The organism is Exiguobacterium marinum DSM 16307 (assembly GCF_000620845.1).
Lineage (GTDB): Bacteria > Bacillota > Bacilli > Exiguobacteriales > Exiguobacteriaceae > Exiguobacterium > Exiguobacterium marinum.
On sequence record NZ_KK211189.1, the window covers coordinates 746,640 to 761,324 of the forward strand.

Annotated in this window: 15 protein-coding genes; 10 read left to right on the top strand and 5 right to left on the bottom strand. The window is 47.9% G+C overall.

The features are described 5' to 3' along the window. Window positions 1-5: 5 nt before the first annotated feature. Window positions 6-1,592: a Na/Pi cotransporter family protein gene (locus P400_RS0104330; RefSeq protein WP_026825023.1), complete on the top strand. Its 1,587-nt coding sequence runs from the start codon at window positions 6-8 to the stop codon at window positions 1,590-1,592. Window positions 1,593-1,631: 39 nt separating this feature from the next. Here the strand turns inward: P400_RS0104330 and P400_RS0104335 are convergent, their stop codons facing one another. After that, on the bottom strand, window positions 1,632-1,820 hold the full coding sequence (locus P400_RS0104335) for a 2-hydroxymuconate tautomerase (RefSeq protein ID WP_012727443.1): 189 nt from the start codon (window positions 1,818-1,820) through the stop codon (window positions 1,632-1,634). A gap of 149 nt (window positions 1,821-1,969) precedes the next feature. On the opposite strand from P400_RS0104335, the gene ypfJ reads away from it, so the two are divergent. From ypfJ to P400_RS0104380, 9 genes are all read left to right on the top strand, one after another. Beyond that, window positions 1,970-2,824 carry a KPN_02809 family neutral zinc metallopeptidase gene (gene ypfJ, locus P400_RS0104340; protein ID WP_026825024.1) on the top strand — a complete coding sequence of 285 codons (855 nt, stop codon included), beginning with the start codon at window positions 1,970-1,972 and terminating at the stop codon, window positions 2,822-2,824. Window positions 2,825-2,918: 94 nt separating this feature from the next. Further along, window positions 2,919-3,767: a MurR/RpiR family transcriptional regulator gene (locus P400_RS0104345; protein ID WP_026825025.1), complete on the top strand. Its 849-nt coding sequence runs from the start codon at window positions 2,919-2,921 to the stop codon at window positions 3,765-3,767. Beyond that, complete coding sequence (locus tag P400_RS0104350) at window positions 3,764-4,231, top strand: GNAT family N-acetyltransferase (protein ID WP_026825026.1); 468 nt, start codon at window positions 3,764-3,766, stop codon at window positions 4,229-4,231. Before P400_RS0104345 ends, P400_RS0104350 begins: the two co-directional genes overlap by 4 nt. 101 nt (window positions 4,232-4,332) lie before the next feature. Then, window positions 4,333-5,226, top strand: coding sequence for an N-acetylmuramic acid 6-phosphate etherase (murQ, locus tag P400_RS0104355; RefSeq protein WP_034770836.1), 894 nt, complete (start codon window positions 4,333-4,335; stop codon window positions 5,224-5,226). A gap of 13 nt (window positions 5,227-5,239) precedes the next feature. After that, a complete protein-coding gene (locus tag P400_RS0104360; RefSeq protein ID WP_026825028.1) occupies window positions 5,240-6,613 on the top strand; it encodes a PTS transporter subunit EIIC in 1,374 nt (457 codons plus the stop codon). A 62-nt stretch (window positions 6,614-6,675) separates the two neighbouring features. Continuing rightward, a complete protein-coding gene (locus tag P400_RS0104365) occupies window positions 6,676-7,725 on the top strand; it encodes a DUF871 domain-containing protein (protein ID WP_026825029.1) in 1,050 nt (349 codons plus the stop codon). 55 nt (window positions 7,726-7,780) lie between these two features. After that, window positions 7,781-8,284 carry a YwhD family protein gene (locus P400_RS0104370; RefSeq protein WP_026825030.1) on the top strand — a complete coding sequence of 168 codons (504 nt, stop codon included), beginning with the start codon at window positions 7,781-7,783 and terminating at the stop codon, window positions 8,282-8,284. Window positions 8,285-8,440: 156 nt separating this feature from the next. Continuing rightward, the gene (locus P400_RS0104375) at window positions 8,441-9,718 is read left to right on the top strand and encodes a dicarboxylate/amino acid:cation symporter (RefSeq protein WP_026825031.1); all 1,278 of its coding nucleotides are present in this window, start codon (window positions 8,441-8,443) and stop codon (window positions 9,716-9,718) included. Window positions 9,719-9,781: 63 nt separating this feature from the next. After that, complete coding sequence (locus tag P400_RS0104380; RefSeq protein ID WP_235181822.1) at window positions 9,782-10,315, top strand: TVP38/TMEM64 family protein; 534 nt, start codon at window positions 9,782-9,784, stop codon at window positions 10,313-10,315. Here the strand turns inward: P400_RS0104380 and cls are convergent. From cls to P400_RS0104400, 4 genes are all read right to left on the bottom strand, one after another. Then, a complete protein-coding gene (gene cls / locus P400_RS0104385; RefSeq protein ID WP_235181823.1) occupies window positions 10,291-11,820 on the bottom strand; it encodes a cardiolipin synthase in 1,530 nt (509 codons plus the stop codon). The genes P400_RS0104380 and cls overlap by 25 nt on opposite strands. Before the next feature lie 46 nt (window positions 11,821-11,866). After that, window positions 11,867-12,217, bottom strand: coding sequence for a hypothetical protein (locus P400_RS0104390; protein WP_026825034.1), 351 nt, complete (start codon window positions 12,215-12,217; stop codon window positions 11,867-11,869). 65 nt (window positions 12,218-12,282) lie between these two features. Further along, on the bottom strand, window positions 12,283-13,467 hold the full coding sequence (locus P400_RS0104395; protein WP_034770837.1) for a chloride channel protein: 1,185 nt from the start codon (window positions 13,465-13,467) through the stop codon (window positions 12,283-12,285). 194 nt (window positions 13,468-13,661) lie between these two features. Beyond that, window positions 13,662-14,600 (bottom strand): EAL domain-containing protein, encoded by a 939-nt coding sequence (locus P400_RS0104400; RefSeq protein ID WP_026825036.1) that lies wholly within the window; start codon window positions 14,598-14,600, stop codon window positions 13,662-13,664. Window positions 14,601-14,685 lie beyond the last annotated feature (85 nt).

Consider the following 14,685-nt stretch of genomic DNA (forward strand, 5'->3'; position numbering starts at 1 on the left):
ACACGATGGAGATTGCGACACTGATTGGCGGAATCGGGATATTTTTACTCGGCATGACACTACTCACAGATACGCTCAAAAAATGGGCGGGTACACGACTACGTCATCACTTAAATCAATTCACCGATGGCTCTTTGTCAGGTGCGACACTTGGTGCCATGTTAACAGCCTTATTCCAATCTTCTTCGGTCACTACGTTGATGACGATTGGATTTGTGAGTGCAGGGCTCCTCACGTTCACACAATCGTTACCGCTCGTCATTGGAGCCAATGTAGGGAGTGCGACGACAGGGTGGATTATTGCCGTCCTTGGCTACAATTTAGACGTGCGCCAGTTGTTTCTACCGCTCATTGGAATCGGGATGGTGTTTCGTCTCTCCCGTCCGCGCCTTCGCCGTATTGGATTGTTTCTCGTCAGCATCGGGTTGATTTTTGTTGGAATTGGAACACTTCAAGAAGCAATGCGGGATGTCGTCACGTTCTCGTTTGGCTCGGTCGGTGAAATGACTATTCTGCATCAGGCAGTTCTGATTGGAATCGGGTTCATGATGACCGCCATCCTTCAGTCGTCGACGATTGGACTCGTGTTAACGATGACGGCCCTTGCGACAGTGGCGATTTCACTCCCACAGGCTGCTTATTTGGTGCTCGGTCAGAGTGCTGGAACGAGCCTTGTCGTGGCACTCGGTTCGATTGGTGGATGGAAATCGGCGCGGCGCATCGTGTTGGCTCATGCCATCTACCATGTGTCGATTGTCCTCATGGGGTGGTTGACATTTCCCGTTCTCTTCGAGATCGTCAATCGAGTGGCCGATTGGTTCAACTGGAACGATTTGTTGCGCCTCGCTTTATTCCATACGACATTCCATCTACTTGGTGTGATCTTGTTCCTGCCTTTTTATCAAACGTTCGCACGTCGATTACTGAAGTGGATTCCAAGTCGCTCCGAAAAATTGACACGTCTGCTCGATAAAAACATGTCACAACTTCCGACAGTCGCTTTGGAAGCGGCACGACGTTCCTTACTTGAAATCGAGCGTTATTTAGGGAACGAGACCGAGTTGCTCGTCCGTGAAGGGCGACTACGTGAAGATGAATTGATCCTCGTCGACAAGACGTTGAGCGACGTTCGTTTCTTTTTGAGCACGATACGTCTTGAGGATGATGGAAAGCGAAATGATTATGGTCAACATTTATCTCTCTTGCACACGATTGACCACCTGGAACGCTGGTTATACGTCTTGCGGGAAGTCGAACCGGTCCACGTACTTCGGGACACCGACTTTTTAGCAGCACGAGAACTTGTGTTACATGAGCTTGACCTTGTGAATCAACTGAATCATCATACGCCACCGGATGATTCAAAGCTGTGGAAACAGGCCTCGAAACAACTGGCGGAGTATCGGAAAGCACATCGTTCGGAACTGTTAGAAGAGACGGCAGCGAATCAACTGGAGATGGACCTGACGATACAAAAAGTGCAAGTATTGCTCTGGCTCGACCGTATCGGCTATCACATCTGGCGAGCGACGCGTCACTTGATTAAGCCGACCATACCGAGTGAACGGTTCGACGTGAACAGGGAAGATTAGAATAGAAAACGGACTCCATATTAGGGGTCCGTTCGTCGCTTATTTCTTATCTGCGTGCATCACACCGGCTTGACCGTAATGTGTTGCATCCATCTCTTCGATGAAGACGGTGATGTTTTCTTTTGGCGCGTTCGTCGTCTCGGAGACGGCATCCGTCACCTTTTCGATCAACGCACGTTTCTGTTCCACGGTACGGCCCGGAAGCATTTTTACCGTTACGTAAGGCATGGGTCATTCCTCCTTTGCTGAAGTCTCTTATATTGTAGTGAATCCCGTTCGCTGAGAAAAGAAAAATTCGCATCTACCTCAAAGCAGGCGCTCATTTTTTATATATTTCGGGTATGTAACAAGACAGAGCGAATGTAGGAGGAATGAAGATGAAGTGGAAAGGAAGACAACAGAGCCGTAACGTCGAGGACCGACGGGGACGGAGCATCGGAGGAAAAGGGATTGCCGGGGTCGGGGGTGGTCTCGGATTGATTCTCGTCATCGTCTTTACGTTATTGAACGGAGGCAGTCCGACGGATCTCGTCAACAACATCGGACTTGGGGAACCTCAATCGGAGGGAACGTATACGGGAACGGCTCGTGAAGAGGAGATGGCGGACTTCGTAGCGGTCGTTTTAAAAGATACGGAAGAAGTGTGGACAGACATATTCGCTAAAAATGGGATGACATATGAAGAGCCGACGCTCGTCCTATTTTCGGGACAAGTCGAATCCGCTTGTGGTATTGCCGGGTCGGCCGTTGGTCCGTTCTATTGTCCCGGCGACCAAAAACTATATATCGATTTGAGTTTTTATGATGAACTGAGCCAACGTTTCAATGCACCTGGTGACTTTGCGATGGCATACGTCGTCGCCCATGAGGTCGGGCATCATGTACAGACACTTCTCGGGGCGACAGGAGAAATCATGCCGCTTCGTAACGAGATGAGTGAAACGGAATTCAACCGTTATCTCGTTCGCTTTGAATTGCAGGCGGACTACTACGCAGGCGTATGGGCGCATCATGCGCAAGGTTTAGGGTATCTCGAAGCAGGAGACGTCGAAGAGGCGATGAATGCCGCGCATCAGATTGGGGATGACACGTTACAACGTCAGGCGGGTGGATACGTGACACCGGACTCGTTCACGCATGGTACTTCTGAACAACGGATGCGATGGTTCGAAAGAGGATTTGAGAACGGATCGATTCAAGGTGGGGACACGTTCAATACGAACAACTTATAGGCCGGGTGAACGCTCGACCTTCTTAGCCGATTGGAATATGAGGAAAGAATCCGCTATCATAAAAGAACAACAGTTGCAGGAAGGGGATGACCCGATGGAATCCTTACTTACGAAAATTGATTTAGCAAAAGACGATATGACAGCGGTTGAAAAGAAAATTGCGGACTACATTTTGTCGCATTCAACGCTCATTCCAAATATGACGACAAAAGAGCTTGCCCAAAAGACGGATGTGTCTGAGGCGAGTATCGTTCGCTTCGCTAGAGTGATTGGAATCGATAGTTTTAAAGCATTTAAACTCGCGCTCGTGAAAGACCTGGCCGTCACGGAGACGACATTGACAGATTTCAATGTCCTTCAGCAAAAAGATACCCCGTACGACTCGTTTCAAAAAGTCATTCACGTCAATAAAGCGGCGATCGAAGCATGCGCCGAAGCGATGGATAAACGAGAACTCGAACATGCGGTGGAGTTGTTCGCACGTGCAAACCGTGTCATTTTTTACGGGGTCGGCGGATCTTCGACGGCGGCGATTGATGCGCAATATAAGTTTACGAAATTGGGATATGCAGCCATGACATCTCCGGATTTTCATTATATGTTGTCGCTGATCCCGCATTTAGGAAAGTCTGACGTATTTGTCGCGATTAGTACGTCAGGACGAACGAAAGATGTGCTCGAGCTCGTCCGATTTGCGAAAAAGAAACGTGTTCCTGTCATTGCCATCACCAACCTCGACAAATCGCCACTTTACCGGGAAGCGGACGTTCGACTCTGTACGCCGAACGTCGAGAGTGACTTCCGAATCGCAAGTATCGCCTCACGGATGACGCAATTAACGATTGTCGATACGTTATATATGGGACTCCTTCACCGAAAAGGAGAAGGATTGATCGATCGTTATGCAGAAGCCCGAGATGAGATGGTGAAATTGCGCCGATGATTCGACCATATGCGGTAGAGGATCGACCGGAGTTGGAGAACTTCTTGATGCGGCAGCGCACGTTCGCTCGTATGAATGGACAATCCACTGAAACGTTTCGCGACGAGAACGTGGCGGATTTTGAAGAAGAAGGGACAATGAGCCTGATTTTTCGCGAAGGAGAGCGAATCATAGCAATCGCAGACCTCTTAAAAAAACACCCGGTAGATGGCTCGCTTTGGCTCGGTTTGTTCGTCGTCGATGAGTCGCTTCACGGGACAGGTCTGGCGCAAACGTTGTATGAACAGTTGGAAAATCAATATATGCGTCCATATCAAACAGAGTTTCGGTTAGGAGTGCTTCCTCATAATGAGAGAGCCCGCCGATTTTGGGAACGGAACGGCTATGAATACGAAAAGGATTCGGTCACGAATAAAGACGTGCGCGTTCACGTCCTGAAGAAACAACTCATTCGATTGGAGTGAGTTTTCTTTTGAATCTCATTTGAAATTAAATTTCATAAAAATTAAATTATAAATTGACTTTAAGTTTCAATATAGTACGATGAAATCATAGAGAAGAAAGGATGGTGGCGATGCTAGATACATTGGCTACAGAAAGACGGAATGAACGAACGATGCAACTGGACGAGATGTCGATTGAGGAACGATTGACGATTATGAATGCAGAGGATCAAAAAGTCCCTCAAGTGATTCAAGAACAACTCCCGGTCATCGCGCAAGTTGTAGAGCAGGTCATCGCTTCCTTTCGTAAAGGCGGTCGCTTGATTTACATCGGAGCGGGTACGAGTGGGCGACTCGGTATTTTAGACGCTGCAGAGTGTGTGCCGACGTTCGGTGTGTCACCGAACCAAGTCATCGGACTGATTGCAGGTGGCGAACGTGCGCTCGTTAAAGCCGTCGAGGGAGCAGAAGACAGTAAGGAATTGGCGGTTCAAGATTTGAAAGCGCTTCAATTGTCAGCGGACGATACGGTCATTGGGGTTGCGGCGAGTGGTCGGACACCATACGTGGTCGGGGGTCTCGACTACGCACGTGAAATCGGTGCGGTGACGGCTGCTATTTCATGTAACCAAGATGCGATTATCAGTCGACATGCGAATTATCCGATTGAAGTGGAGACCGGACCGGAAGTGTTGACCGGTTCGACGAGATTGAAGGCAGGAACGGCTCAAAAACTTGTCCTCAACATGATATCGACGACGTCGATGATTGGAGTAGGGAAAGTGTATCAAAACTTGATGGTCGACGTGAAGCCGACGAATGAAAAGCTAGAAATGCGTGCCAAGGGGATGATCGCAGAAGCGACAGGGGTCGACCTGGAGACGGCCGCGCGTTATTTTGTGTCATCCAAGGGCCACGTCAAAACAGCAATCGTCATGATTTTAGCCGACGTCTCTTATGAAGAGGCTATCAAACGATTAGAGAGTGCGAACGGATTCGTCCGTGAGGCGCTATAAGGGGGAATTCAAGGTGAAGAAAGAAGAGGTTTTAGCACGGGACATCCTCGCACATGTCGGGGGGAAAGAGAATATTCGTCAACTCGCGCATTGCATGACACGTGTAAGGTTGACGTTGAAAGATGCGACGAAAGCAGATCTTGACGCATTGAAGAAGATTGACGGGGTCATGGGTGTCATCGATGACGAGACGCTGCAAATTGTCGTCGGTCCAGGTACCGTGAATCGGGTCGCGGACTATATGAGCCATGAAACGGGATTAGCGATTGGGGAAGAGTCGGTGGATGAGAACTTAACGTTAGAGGAACGTGCGGCTGTTGAACGCCAGAAGGTGAAAGAGAAGCAAAAGTCACCGTTCAAACGATTCCTTCGTCGCCTCGGAAACATCTTCATTCCGCTCATTCCTGGACTTGTCGCTTCGGGGATTATTAACGGTGCGGCGAACTTCGCTGTCAATGCCGGTGTCGACCGAACAGAGACGTGGATGCAAATTCTGCTCGTGCTCGGGAGTACAGTTTTTGCGTACTTGGCCATCCTTGTCGGGTGGAATACAGCAAAAGAGTTTGGGGGAACGCCGGTACTCGGGGCAATTGCCGGGGGAATTCTATTCAACCCGCTCCTCGCGGACATCGTTATTTATGGGGAACCACTCGTTGTCGGGCGTGGAGGGCTGTTCGGTGTTATTTTTGCCGGTTGGCTCATGACTTATATCGAGAAGCACATTCGTCGCTTCATGCCGGTATCGATTGATATTATCTTTACACCACTCTTTACTGTCCTAATCGTTGGATTTACTGCCCTTTATGCCATCATGCCAGTCGCAGGATTATTATCAGACGGCATCATGCGAGGTATCAATGCGACGCTTGAAGTCGGGGGGCCGGTAGCGGGAGCAGTACTTGCCGGATTCTTCTTACCACTCGTCATGGTCGGGTTACACCACGGATTGACGCCGATTCATTTAGAACTGTTGAACACGGTCGGAACGACGGCGCTTCTCCCAATTTTGGCGATGGCCGGTGCAGGTCAGGTCGGTGCGGCGCTCGCCATCTTTGTGAAGACGCGCAACCCGCGACTGCGTAATATTATCAAAGGAGCCATCCCGGTCGGGTTCCTCGGAATCGGAGAGCCGCTTCTTTACGGGGTCACGCTCCCGCTCGGACGTCCCTTCTTGACGGCGTGTCTCGGGGCCGCGGTCGGTGGGGCATTCCAAGCGACCATGCAGACAGCGGCGCTCGGAATTGGTGTATCCGGTCTATCGCTCACACCATTGATTGATAACGGCATGTATTTGACGTACATTGCAGGACTATTGATTTCATATACGGCAGGCTTTTTATTCACGTATTTCTTCGGCTTTAAAGAAGAGATGGCGGACGGGATCTAATAAACAAAGATGGCTCAGAAGCGAGTCATCTTTTTCTCTACTTTTGGTAAGGAGTGATGGGTATGAGAGGAATTTCAATTTACTTGAGCGAGGAACTGTCACCTGAATTAATTGATTGGATGGAACATATGCGAGAGGTAGGGTTTACGAGCATCTTCACGTCGCTTCATATTCCAGAAGACGACCCGAAAACCTATACGGAACGACTCCAGCAGTTAGGTGCGTTGGCAAGACGCCTCGATATGGAACTCGTAGCAGATATTGCCCCGTCTTCTCTACAGGCGCTCGGCAAGGACTGGGACGATGCGCATACGCTTTTAGATTGGGGCATCACGGGATTACGAGTCGATTATGGCGTTACGCCGAAACAAGTCGCTGCTTTATCGAAACAGATGATGGTTGCATTGAATGCGAGTACGCTCACAGAAAAAGAACTCGAAGAGATGCTTCGGCACGGATTACAACGAGAACGCGTAGAAGCGTGGCATAATTTTTATCCTCGTCCGGAAACAGGGCTCGAGCGTACATGGTTTGATGAAAAAAACCTTTGGCTCCGGTCACAAGGAATCAAGATACAAGCGTTCATCCCTGGAGAAGAGCGGTTGCGTGGTCCCCTTCATGAGACGTTACCGACACTCGAAGCGCATCGTCACAAGTCTCCTTTTTCGTGTTATGTCGATTTGCAAACGACAGTCGATCGTATCTTGATTGGCGACCCGTATGTATCAGATACGACGATGCGACAGTTTCAGGCGTACGATGAGGGAATCATCGTCCTTCGAGCGACTGCACGGGATCGTGATGATTCTCTTCCGACCCGTCACACGAATCGGATGGACCCTGCCCGTGATGTCCTTCGTTCCGTTGAGTCTCGTGCTTACGGTAGACCCGGAAATCAACGGATTCAACCGCGATACACAGAAGAAAGGCTGATTGGCAGTATCACGATCGACAATGAACGTTACGGTCGATATGCAGGAGAATTACAAGTGACGAAGCAGAATTTATCGGCAGATGAACGAGTCAATGTCATCGGAAGAGTCATCGAAGAAGACCGTTCACTGATTCAACAAATCGGTCCAGGCGGACGCTTTCAAATCGACTGGGTGTGACTCATGATTGCCACAATCCTATATCATTGTGTACAGTAGAGAGGGAGGGTGGAACATGAAAGACATTAATTTTAATATTATTTCAGACGATGCAACGGACGGGCATGGTGGTTTTGGTGTCGGTTCGCTTAGTTTAAATAACATGTCCCCGGTGATTATCGATGTCGAGACGGGCACAGCGACAATCGACATGGGCGCAATGCATGCGAAGTCTGCCATTGAGAAACGCATTAAGTTTTTGACGGACCGGGAGGCGGTACCGAACGGGAAACTGTACTGGATTGTGTGGGTCACAGTCGGTCGAAAACCAGAAGGCTTTTACTACGGTGGAATTGCGGCATGTGATATGTTGGTTGACTTAGAAGCGAGACGCGGCTATAAATTATTGCCATATCACGTCAATCAGATGGACAAGTCGTTGAAGGGTCGGATTTTAATCGAGATGATGGACGCTCCGTCCCGAGACGTATTAGCAAATTTCTTACAGGAACATCGCCCCGAGATTTGGGAACAGTCGACTGAACTTCATGCAGAGCTCGAGCGCTTAATCGCTGAGTAAAAAGATTGGACGAATTTTCGTCTCCAATCTTTTTTGTTTCGACTTTTTGGTATTAAAAGGGAATTTTGTAACTGAAGAGATATTCATTTGTAATTGTATGAAAATTCAGTATTATGATATACTGACTACATTGTGAAAAAAAGAAAGGGTGATACGATGAGCGAAACGAAAAAAATCTTAATCGGTCTCGCGCTAGGTGTTGTAGTTGGTCTAGGATTGGCGGGATTGCCGGATAATATTTATGAAACTGTGAATCCATATATTTTATCTCCGGTCGGAACGATTTTCTTGAATTTGATTAAAATGTTAGTCGTACCGATTGTCTTCTTCTCGATTATTTTAGGTGTCATGGGTCTCGGGGATCCGAAAGAGTTAGGCCGAGTCGGGACGAAATCGATTTTATTCTTTTTGACGACGACAGCACTCGCCATCATGTTAGCGATGGGTGTCGCATCTGTCTTACAGCCAGGGGAGCGTGGGGACTTCCAAACAACAGGTCTTGAATTTGAATCAACAGCGACCGAGGAATCGTCAAATATCGTACAGACATTCGTCAATATGATTCCGACAAATCCGATTACGGCACTCGCTGAAGGAAACATGCTTCAAATCATCGTCTTTGCGGCATTGATTGGATTTGCATTAATTGCTCTCGGGGATAAGGCGAAGACGTGGCGTCAATTCATCAAACAAGGTGATCGTATCATGATGTATTTGATTCATCTTGTCATGAAGCTCGCACCATACGGCGCTTTCGCATTGATTGCTTCTGCGATTGGAGGCATCGGTCTCGATGCGGTCGTTGCGATGGCATGGTATATGATTGCCGTCGTCTTGACGCTATTCTTACATGCAACCATTGTATACGGAGCAGCCGTTTACTTCATCGGGAAGATGAGTCCTGTATTCTTCTTCAAAAACTTCTATGAAGCGATGACGTTCGCCTTCTCGACGTCTTCATCAAACGCGACCCTTCCTGTTTCTATGGAAGTGGCACAAAGAAAACTTGGTGTCCCGCGTTCAATTTCTTCATTCGTGCAACCACTCGGGGCAACGGTCAACATGGACGGGACGGCAATCATGCAAGGGGTTGCGACGATTTTCATCGCACAAGTATTTGCTTCTGATTTAACGATGACTCAGTTGTTGACGGTCGTCATCACAGCGGTCCTCGCATCCATTGGGACAGCAGGTGTGCCAGGAGTCGGGCTCGTCATGCTTGCCCTCGTCCTTCAGTCGGTCAACTTACCGGTAGAGGGAATCGCCCTCATTATCGGGGTCGACCGTATTCTCGATATGCTTCGCACATCAGTCAACATCACGGGGGATGCGGCATGTGCGGTCGTCGTTTCAAAATTGGAAGAAAAACATTTACCACCAGTCGACGAAGACTCGTGGGATGAAGCAGGCGCAACGTCTTCTTCATCACTATGATATAGTGAAGGACCATGACGACATGTCATGGTCCTTATTTTGTGCATAGAAAGAGTGATCGTTATGGAATGGGAATTGCTCCCGCTCCCTTTATTTTTGATTATCAGTATTTTACTGAATAGTGTAATCGCGGTCGCCGGTGTCCTACCGAGTGCTTTTCTAACAGCCATCAATGTGAGCGTCCTCGGTCTCGTACCGGGCATACTCGTATCGATTATCGGGGAGGCGATCGGCGCCATCGTGAGCTTCATTCTTTACCGAAAAGCACTGCATCGCTATACGTCCCCGGACAGTGGCCGGTTTCAGCGACTTCGTGAGTCTGGAGGAGCCGAAGCATGGTTTCTCGTTCTCGGGATGCGTTTCATGCCGTTCGTCCCGTCTGGTCTTGTTACGTTATCGGCAGCGTTCAGTCGTATGACACTCACATCGTTCGCGGTCGCGAGTACGATTGGAAAAGTGCCCGCTTTGATCATCGAAGGACTTGCCGTGACAGCTGCCATGCAGTTGACAATGGGATGGCAGTTGTTTTTAGTCGGACTCGTCGCCATTTCATACCTCGTTTGGCGAATGCGTCAAAGGAGTGGCGAAAAGATATGACAAAACGCCTCGACGAAACGTTTCCTCGTCGTCTTTTTTCGTAACATGGTCCAGTCAATCAAAATCGATTCTTCAAAATCCTTTAAAAAGGTGTTGTGAAGCTCTTGTATGGATGTCGTATCGAATTGGGCAATCGTCATCTCATGGTTGAGAAACATGCTTCGAAAATCAAAGTTGGCCGATCCGACAAGGGCAACCTTGCCATCAATCAGAAGCGTTTTCGCATGGATGAAATGTCGATTATATTTATAAATTTTAATGTTTCGCTTAATCAGCTGTTCGAAATAATATTCGGAAGCATGAAAACTGAACCATTCATCGCCTTTCCCCGGTACGACGATTCTTACATCAATCCCGCTACGACCGGCGACCTCGAGAATCGCCAACAGTTCAGGTGGTGGAACGAGATAAGGGGTCGTGAGCCAGATGGACTCTTTAGCCTCCATGAGCAAGCGCATGAGTCCATCACGAATCGTGACATCTTTCCCGGGTGACGTGACGAGAAGTTGCGTCGCGCCGTTTTGTCCTTTCGGTTCATTCACAAAATACCGAGATAGATGTTCTTCGTCTGCGAACAAGTCCCATGTCTCATCCATCGTACCTTGACCCGCATATAACCAATTCTCAACGAAGAGCTGTTGGAGTTCTCGGACGAGTGGTCCCTCAAGGTGTAAATGGGTATCTCGCCAAAAGCCTAACTTCTCATTTTTACCGAGATATTCGTCTCCTACGTTTAATCCACCGGTCAAAGCGATTTGACCGTCCACGACAATCAGTTTTTGGTGATTTCGGAAGTTCGCGTTGAAGACGAGATAGGGGTGTAAGACCGGGTCGAACGCCTGGACGTGAACGCGTGATTCACGTAACGGTTGAATGAAGTCTTCTCCGATTTCTTGACTACCGAGTCCGTCATACAAAAAACGAACGGTCACGTCTTCATTTGATTTTTGGATGAGTGCATCTCGGACTTTCAAAGAAATCTCATCCGTTCGAAATAGATAGTACTGAATATGAATATGATCTGTTGCATTGTTGATGACTTCTAACAAAGCCTCAAATTTCGATTCACCATTGACGAGAAGCTTCGTCGAGGTATGTCCGTTCGCACCGGTCGCACCTAACTTTTCGAGTGTTCGTGTCAACGGATAGGCGGACACGATCTCAGGTGAGGTCTCGATTTTTTCGCTCTCGATTGCTTGTCTTAGCATCCGAATTTCAGATGACGTCCGTTTAAAGCGTCGATGACGACGTGGAGTGCGTCCGAACATGACCCACGCCAACACACCGATGAACGGGATGAAGAACACGGTAAGTAACCAGGCGAGCTTTCCTTGGGGCTGTACTTGGTCAAATAGAATCTGCCAACCGACGACAAGCGGTGCGACGATGGCGATGCCGATTAAAACAGGTATAAGGATATCCAGCCAAAAAAAGAGACTGACTAGCAAAATGACACTGATGACCATAATCATCAATTGAATGACACGACGTTTCAAACGAAACACCACCTTTCCAGAAACGATGAAAACGAGGGGATGCATCCCCTCGTTTTTAGTACACGCTGTTCAGAACAGCGTTGATTTCATCCGCGTAACGGACAAAGAAGTACACATTCACTGCGAGAGAGAACAAGACGAGGAAGAGACCGAACTGTGCTTTTGTCCGATTCCGATTCCAGTAATAGAAGACGGACAATAACACGGCTAGTCCGACGAATAGAGCGATGACTTCAACGATTCCCCAGACGATATCTTTGGATAAAAACATGTCGACGATTGTCATGACGACATAAACGAAGACGACAATCCCCATAATCACGACTAAAATAGCTAGAATAATGCTAATCCAATCTGAGCTAACTGCGTCAATTAGGTTTTCAATGGCCATTTCGTATTCGCTCACAACCGTTCCTCCTTTCGAGAGACTGCATAACTATTCATCTATTCCCCTTTTTCCTATTTCTAAAATCAAGCTTTCACTGGAGAGTGCATAAATGACGGCAGTGGGATTTTGGAAACGATTGCTACGACCGCAAATATATAAAGCCAACTATTCGGTGGAAAAAAGAGTACGAGTAGTACGATAATCGCCAACGGTTGTCGCATCGCTGTCGCAAGTAAGGCACTCGTCGTGAGAACGACGGAAAATGTCATATCAACCTCAAATAAGAGGCTGAAAAAATAGCCAAGAGTGAACGAAGAAAAAAGAAGTGGGTATATATGACCGCCACGCCAACCGGTAGCTAGGCAGAATGCCGTAAAGAGCAGTTTTAACACACTGTAAAGGAGAAGTGTGTATAGCGGGATGAGTTGCCACTCATCTACGTACTCAAGGATTGTTTCTTCACCAGAGAAGAGTAAGTCTGGATAGAGGAGAGCCATTCCCCCGATCCCGATGCCGCCAAGCGTAGTGAGCAATAAAATAGGAATGTTTGAAAAAAGTCGCATTAATGTATGTTCACTGACTAAGTAGAGCCATCCGAGAATCATACCGCCAAGGACAATCAATAAAATTGACCAATCGATTTGGACGCTTTCAATCGCTGGGAATTTAATGATAAACGGTGGGCGTTCGTCGAGTTGATTGAGTAGATAGAACGTTCCGATTCCAGCGAGTGTAGCAAGAAGGTTCAGCATCGGTTGTTTCTTTCGCTCAGTTTCCTCAGCCGCAATCGCGCCGAAGAGTGGCGCGTTGAAGACAATCCCGAGAACGACCGCATGACCGACTTCTTGTAATTCACCTAATTCTTGGCGCACGTAGCGGATGCGCTCTGAGAACCATGTCGTGAGCCCCCCGACGATGCCGACGAGTGCCGCTTCAGGTCCTAAACTTGCCCCTCCGATGAGGACGAGTAAAGCGGTCAATGTCGTGAACCCGATCAAGCGGTAGTCAATACGGCCGGTCCCTTTCCGTTCTTCTAATACTTCTGGCATGAGGCGCGGCATCCGACCATAACGGTGTTGCAAAAGACCGATCAACACCCCGGCGAGGACCGGGACGAGGAATAGATACAACCGAACATCAAATTGTTCAGGGACCGTATGCCATACAAAATGAATCCCTTTATAGACGACGGATAAGAAGAGCCAACTCACTAAGCCGATGATAATTCCGAGTACAATCGCATAGCCACTGACAATCCATGATTTCATCTACATATTCACCTCTTTCGCCCGCATCAATCTTCTATAATTATGCTATCTCCTGAACACCTCTGACCGAAACCTAAAAATTAATGAAATAAAGAGGAAGGAATGGGCGGCAGACATTTACTCATCATAGAAAAACGAAAAGAGTGCAGGGTTTCGACAAGGTCGATGCCTACACTCCTCGTTAAGAAGTTTACTTATGCAATTTCAAAGGTGTGCTTATTCGCAGGTGCCGGTTTTCCAAAGAAATACCCTTGTGCCAAATCGAATCCGAGCTCACGACAGACATCTGCCTCCTCTAGACGCTCTATGCCCTCGGCAAGAAGCGTGATTCCCATCGAATTGGTCAAAGTTCGTACTTTTTTGAGGAAGGACCGCTTCTCGGCATCTTCATCACAAAATGAAATATAAGAGCGGTCGATTTTGACATAGTCTGGTTCGAGTCGTTTCAACATATCGATGGTAGAGAAACCTGCACCGACATCATCTAATGCGACTTTCATCCCCCGTTGTTTATACGTTGAAAAAACGTGTTGAAGATGATCGACGTCATGTACTTTCTCCGTCTCTACGACTTCGAATATAAAGCGGTCTGGGCTGAGTCCATATCGATCGATGATATCGAACGTATGTTGTAAACAATAGTCCGGATTATAAATCGTCGATGGTAAAAAGTTGATAAACGTCTTTTGATGTGGAGCGACGGCTTCGAACGTCGCTTTAATCGCCTCGGCGCGAGCACGTTGATCGAGCTTCGAATGCAACCCAAACCGGTTGGCCGTTCGGAACAGATCACCGGGTGAAATAGAAGCACCACTACGGAGAAGTGCCTCATACCCGAACGTTTCCTTAGAATCGAGGAAGATAATCGGTTGAAGGTGGCTCTCAAACGTTCCGTGCTGAATTTGATCAATGATATGACGATGCGCGAGTTGATCGCGTAACACCTCGACCTCGAGTGGAGGCGTTTGACTGTTCGATTGATTGTCGACACAGTATACGGTACCCTCAACGTGCATCAGAAGTGCATCTAATTCTTCGAATGATGTATAAGAATATTCTTTCGTTTTTGTGATGAGTTCCCCTTGAGAAATTAAAGGAACCGTTGTGTTACAGGAAGCACAGGGTGACCACATAGTATTCCACCTTTCCATTCAAAATTAGTTCATTCAGTATATCGGCTACGTCTCACAAAAAACTCACATTCAAGATACATTTCGC

Excerpts from the sequence above, each read along its gene's own strand:
- P400_RS0104330 (WP_026825023.1), top strand. The coding sequence starts at position 6 with ATGGAGATTGCGACACTGATTGGCGGAATCGGGATATTTTTACTCGGC.
- P400_RS0104335 (WP_012727443.1), bottom strand. The coding sequence starts at position 1,820 with ATGCCTTACGTAACGGTAAAAATGCTTCCGGGCCGTACCGTGGAACAG.
- ypfJ (WP_026825024.1), top strand. The coding sequence starts at position 1,970 with ATGAAGTGGAAAGGAAGACAACAGAGCCGTAACGTCGAGGACCGACGG.
- P400_RS0104345 (WP_026825025.1), top strand. The coding sequence starts at position 2,919 with ATGGAATCCTTACTTACGAAAATTGATTTAGCAAAAGACGATATGACA.
- P400_RS0104350 (WP_026825026.1), top strand. The coding sequence starts at position 3,764 with ATGATTCGACCATATGCGGTAGAGGATCGACCGGAGTTGGAGAACTTC.
- murQ (WP_034770836.1), top strand. The coding sequence starts at position 4,333 with ATGGTGGCGATGCTAGATACATTGGCTACAGAAAGACGGAATGAACGA.
- P400_RS0104365 (WP_026825029.1), top strand. The coding sequence starts at position 6,676 with ATGAGAGGAATTTCAATTTACTTGAGCGAGGAACTGTCACCTGAATTA.
- P400_RS0104370 (WP_026825030.1), top strand. The coding sequence starts at position 7,781 with ATGAAAGACATTAATTTTAATATTATTTCAGACGATGCAACGGACGGG.
- P400_RS0104375 (WP_026825031.1), top strand. The coding sequence starts at position 8,441 with ATGAGCGAAACGAAAAAAATCTTAATCGGTCTCGCGCTAGGTGTTGTA.
- P400_RS0104380 (WP_235181822.1), top strand. The coding sequence starts at position 9,782 with ATGGAATGGGAATTGCTCCCGCTCCCTTTATTTTTGATTATCAGTATT.
- P400_RS0104395 (WP_034770837.1), bottom strand. The coding sequence starts at position 13,467 with ATGAAATCATGGATTGTCAGTGGCTATGCGATTGTACTCGGAATTATC.
- P400_RS0104400 (WP_026825036.1), bottom strand. The coding sequence starts at position 14,600 with ATGTGGTCACCCTGTGCTTCCTGTAACACAACGGTTCCTTTAATTTCT.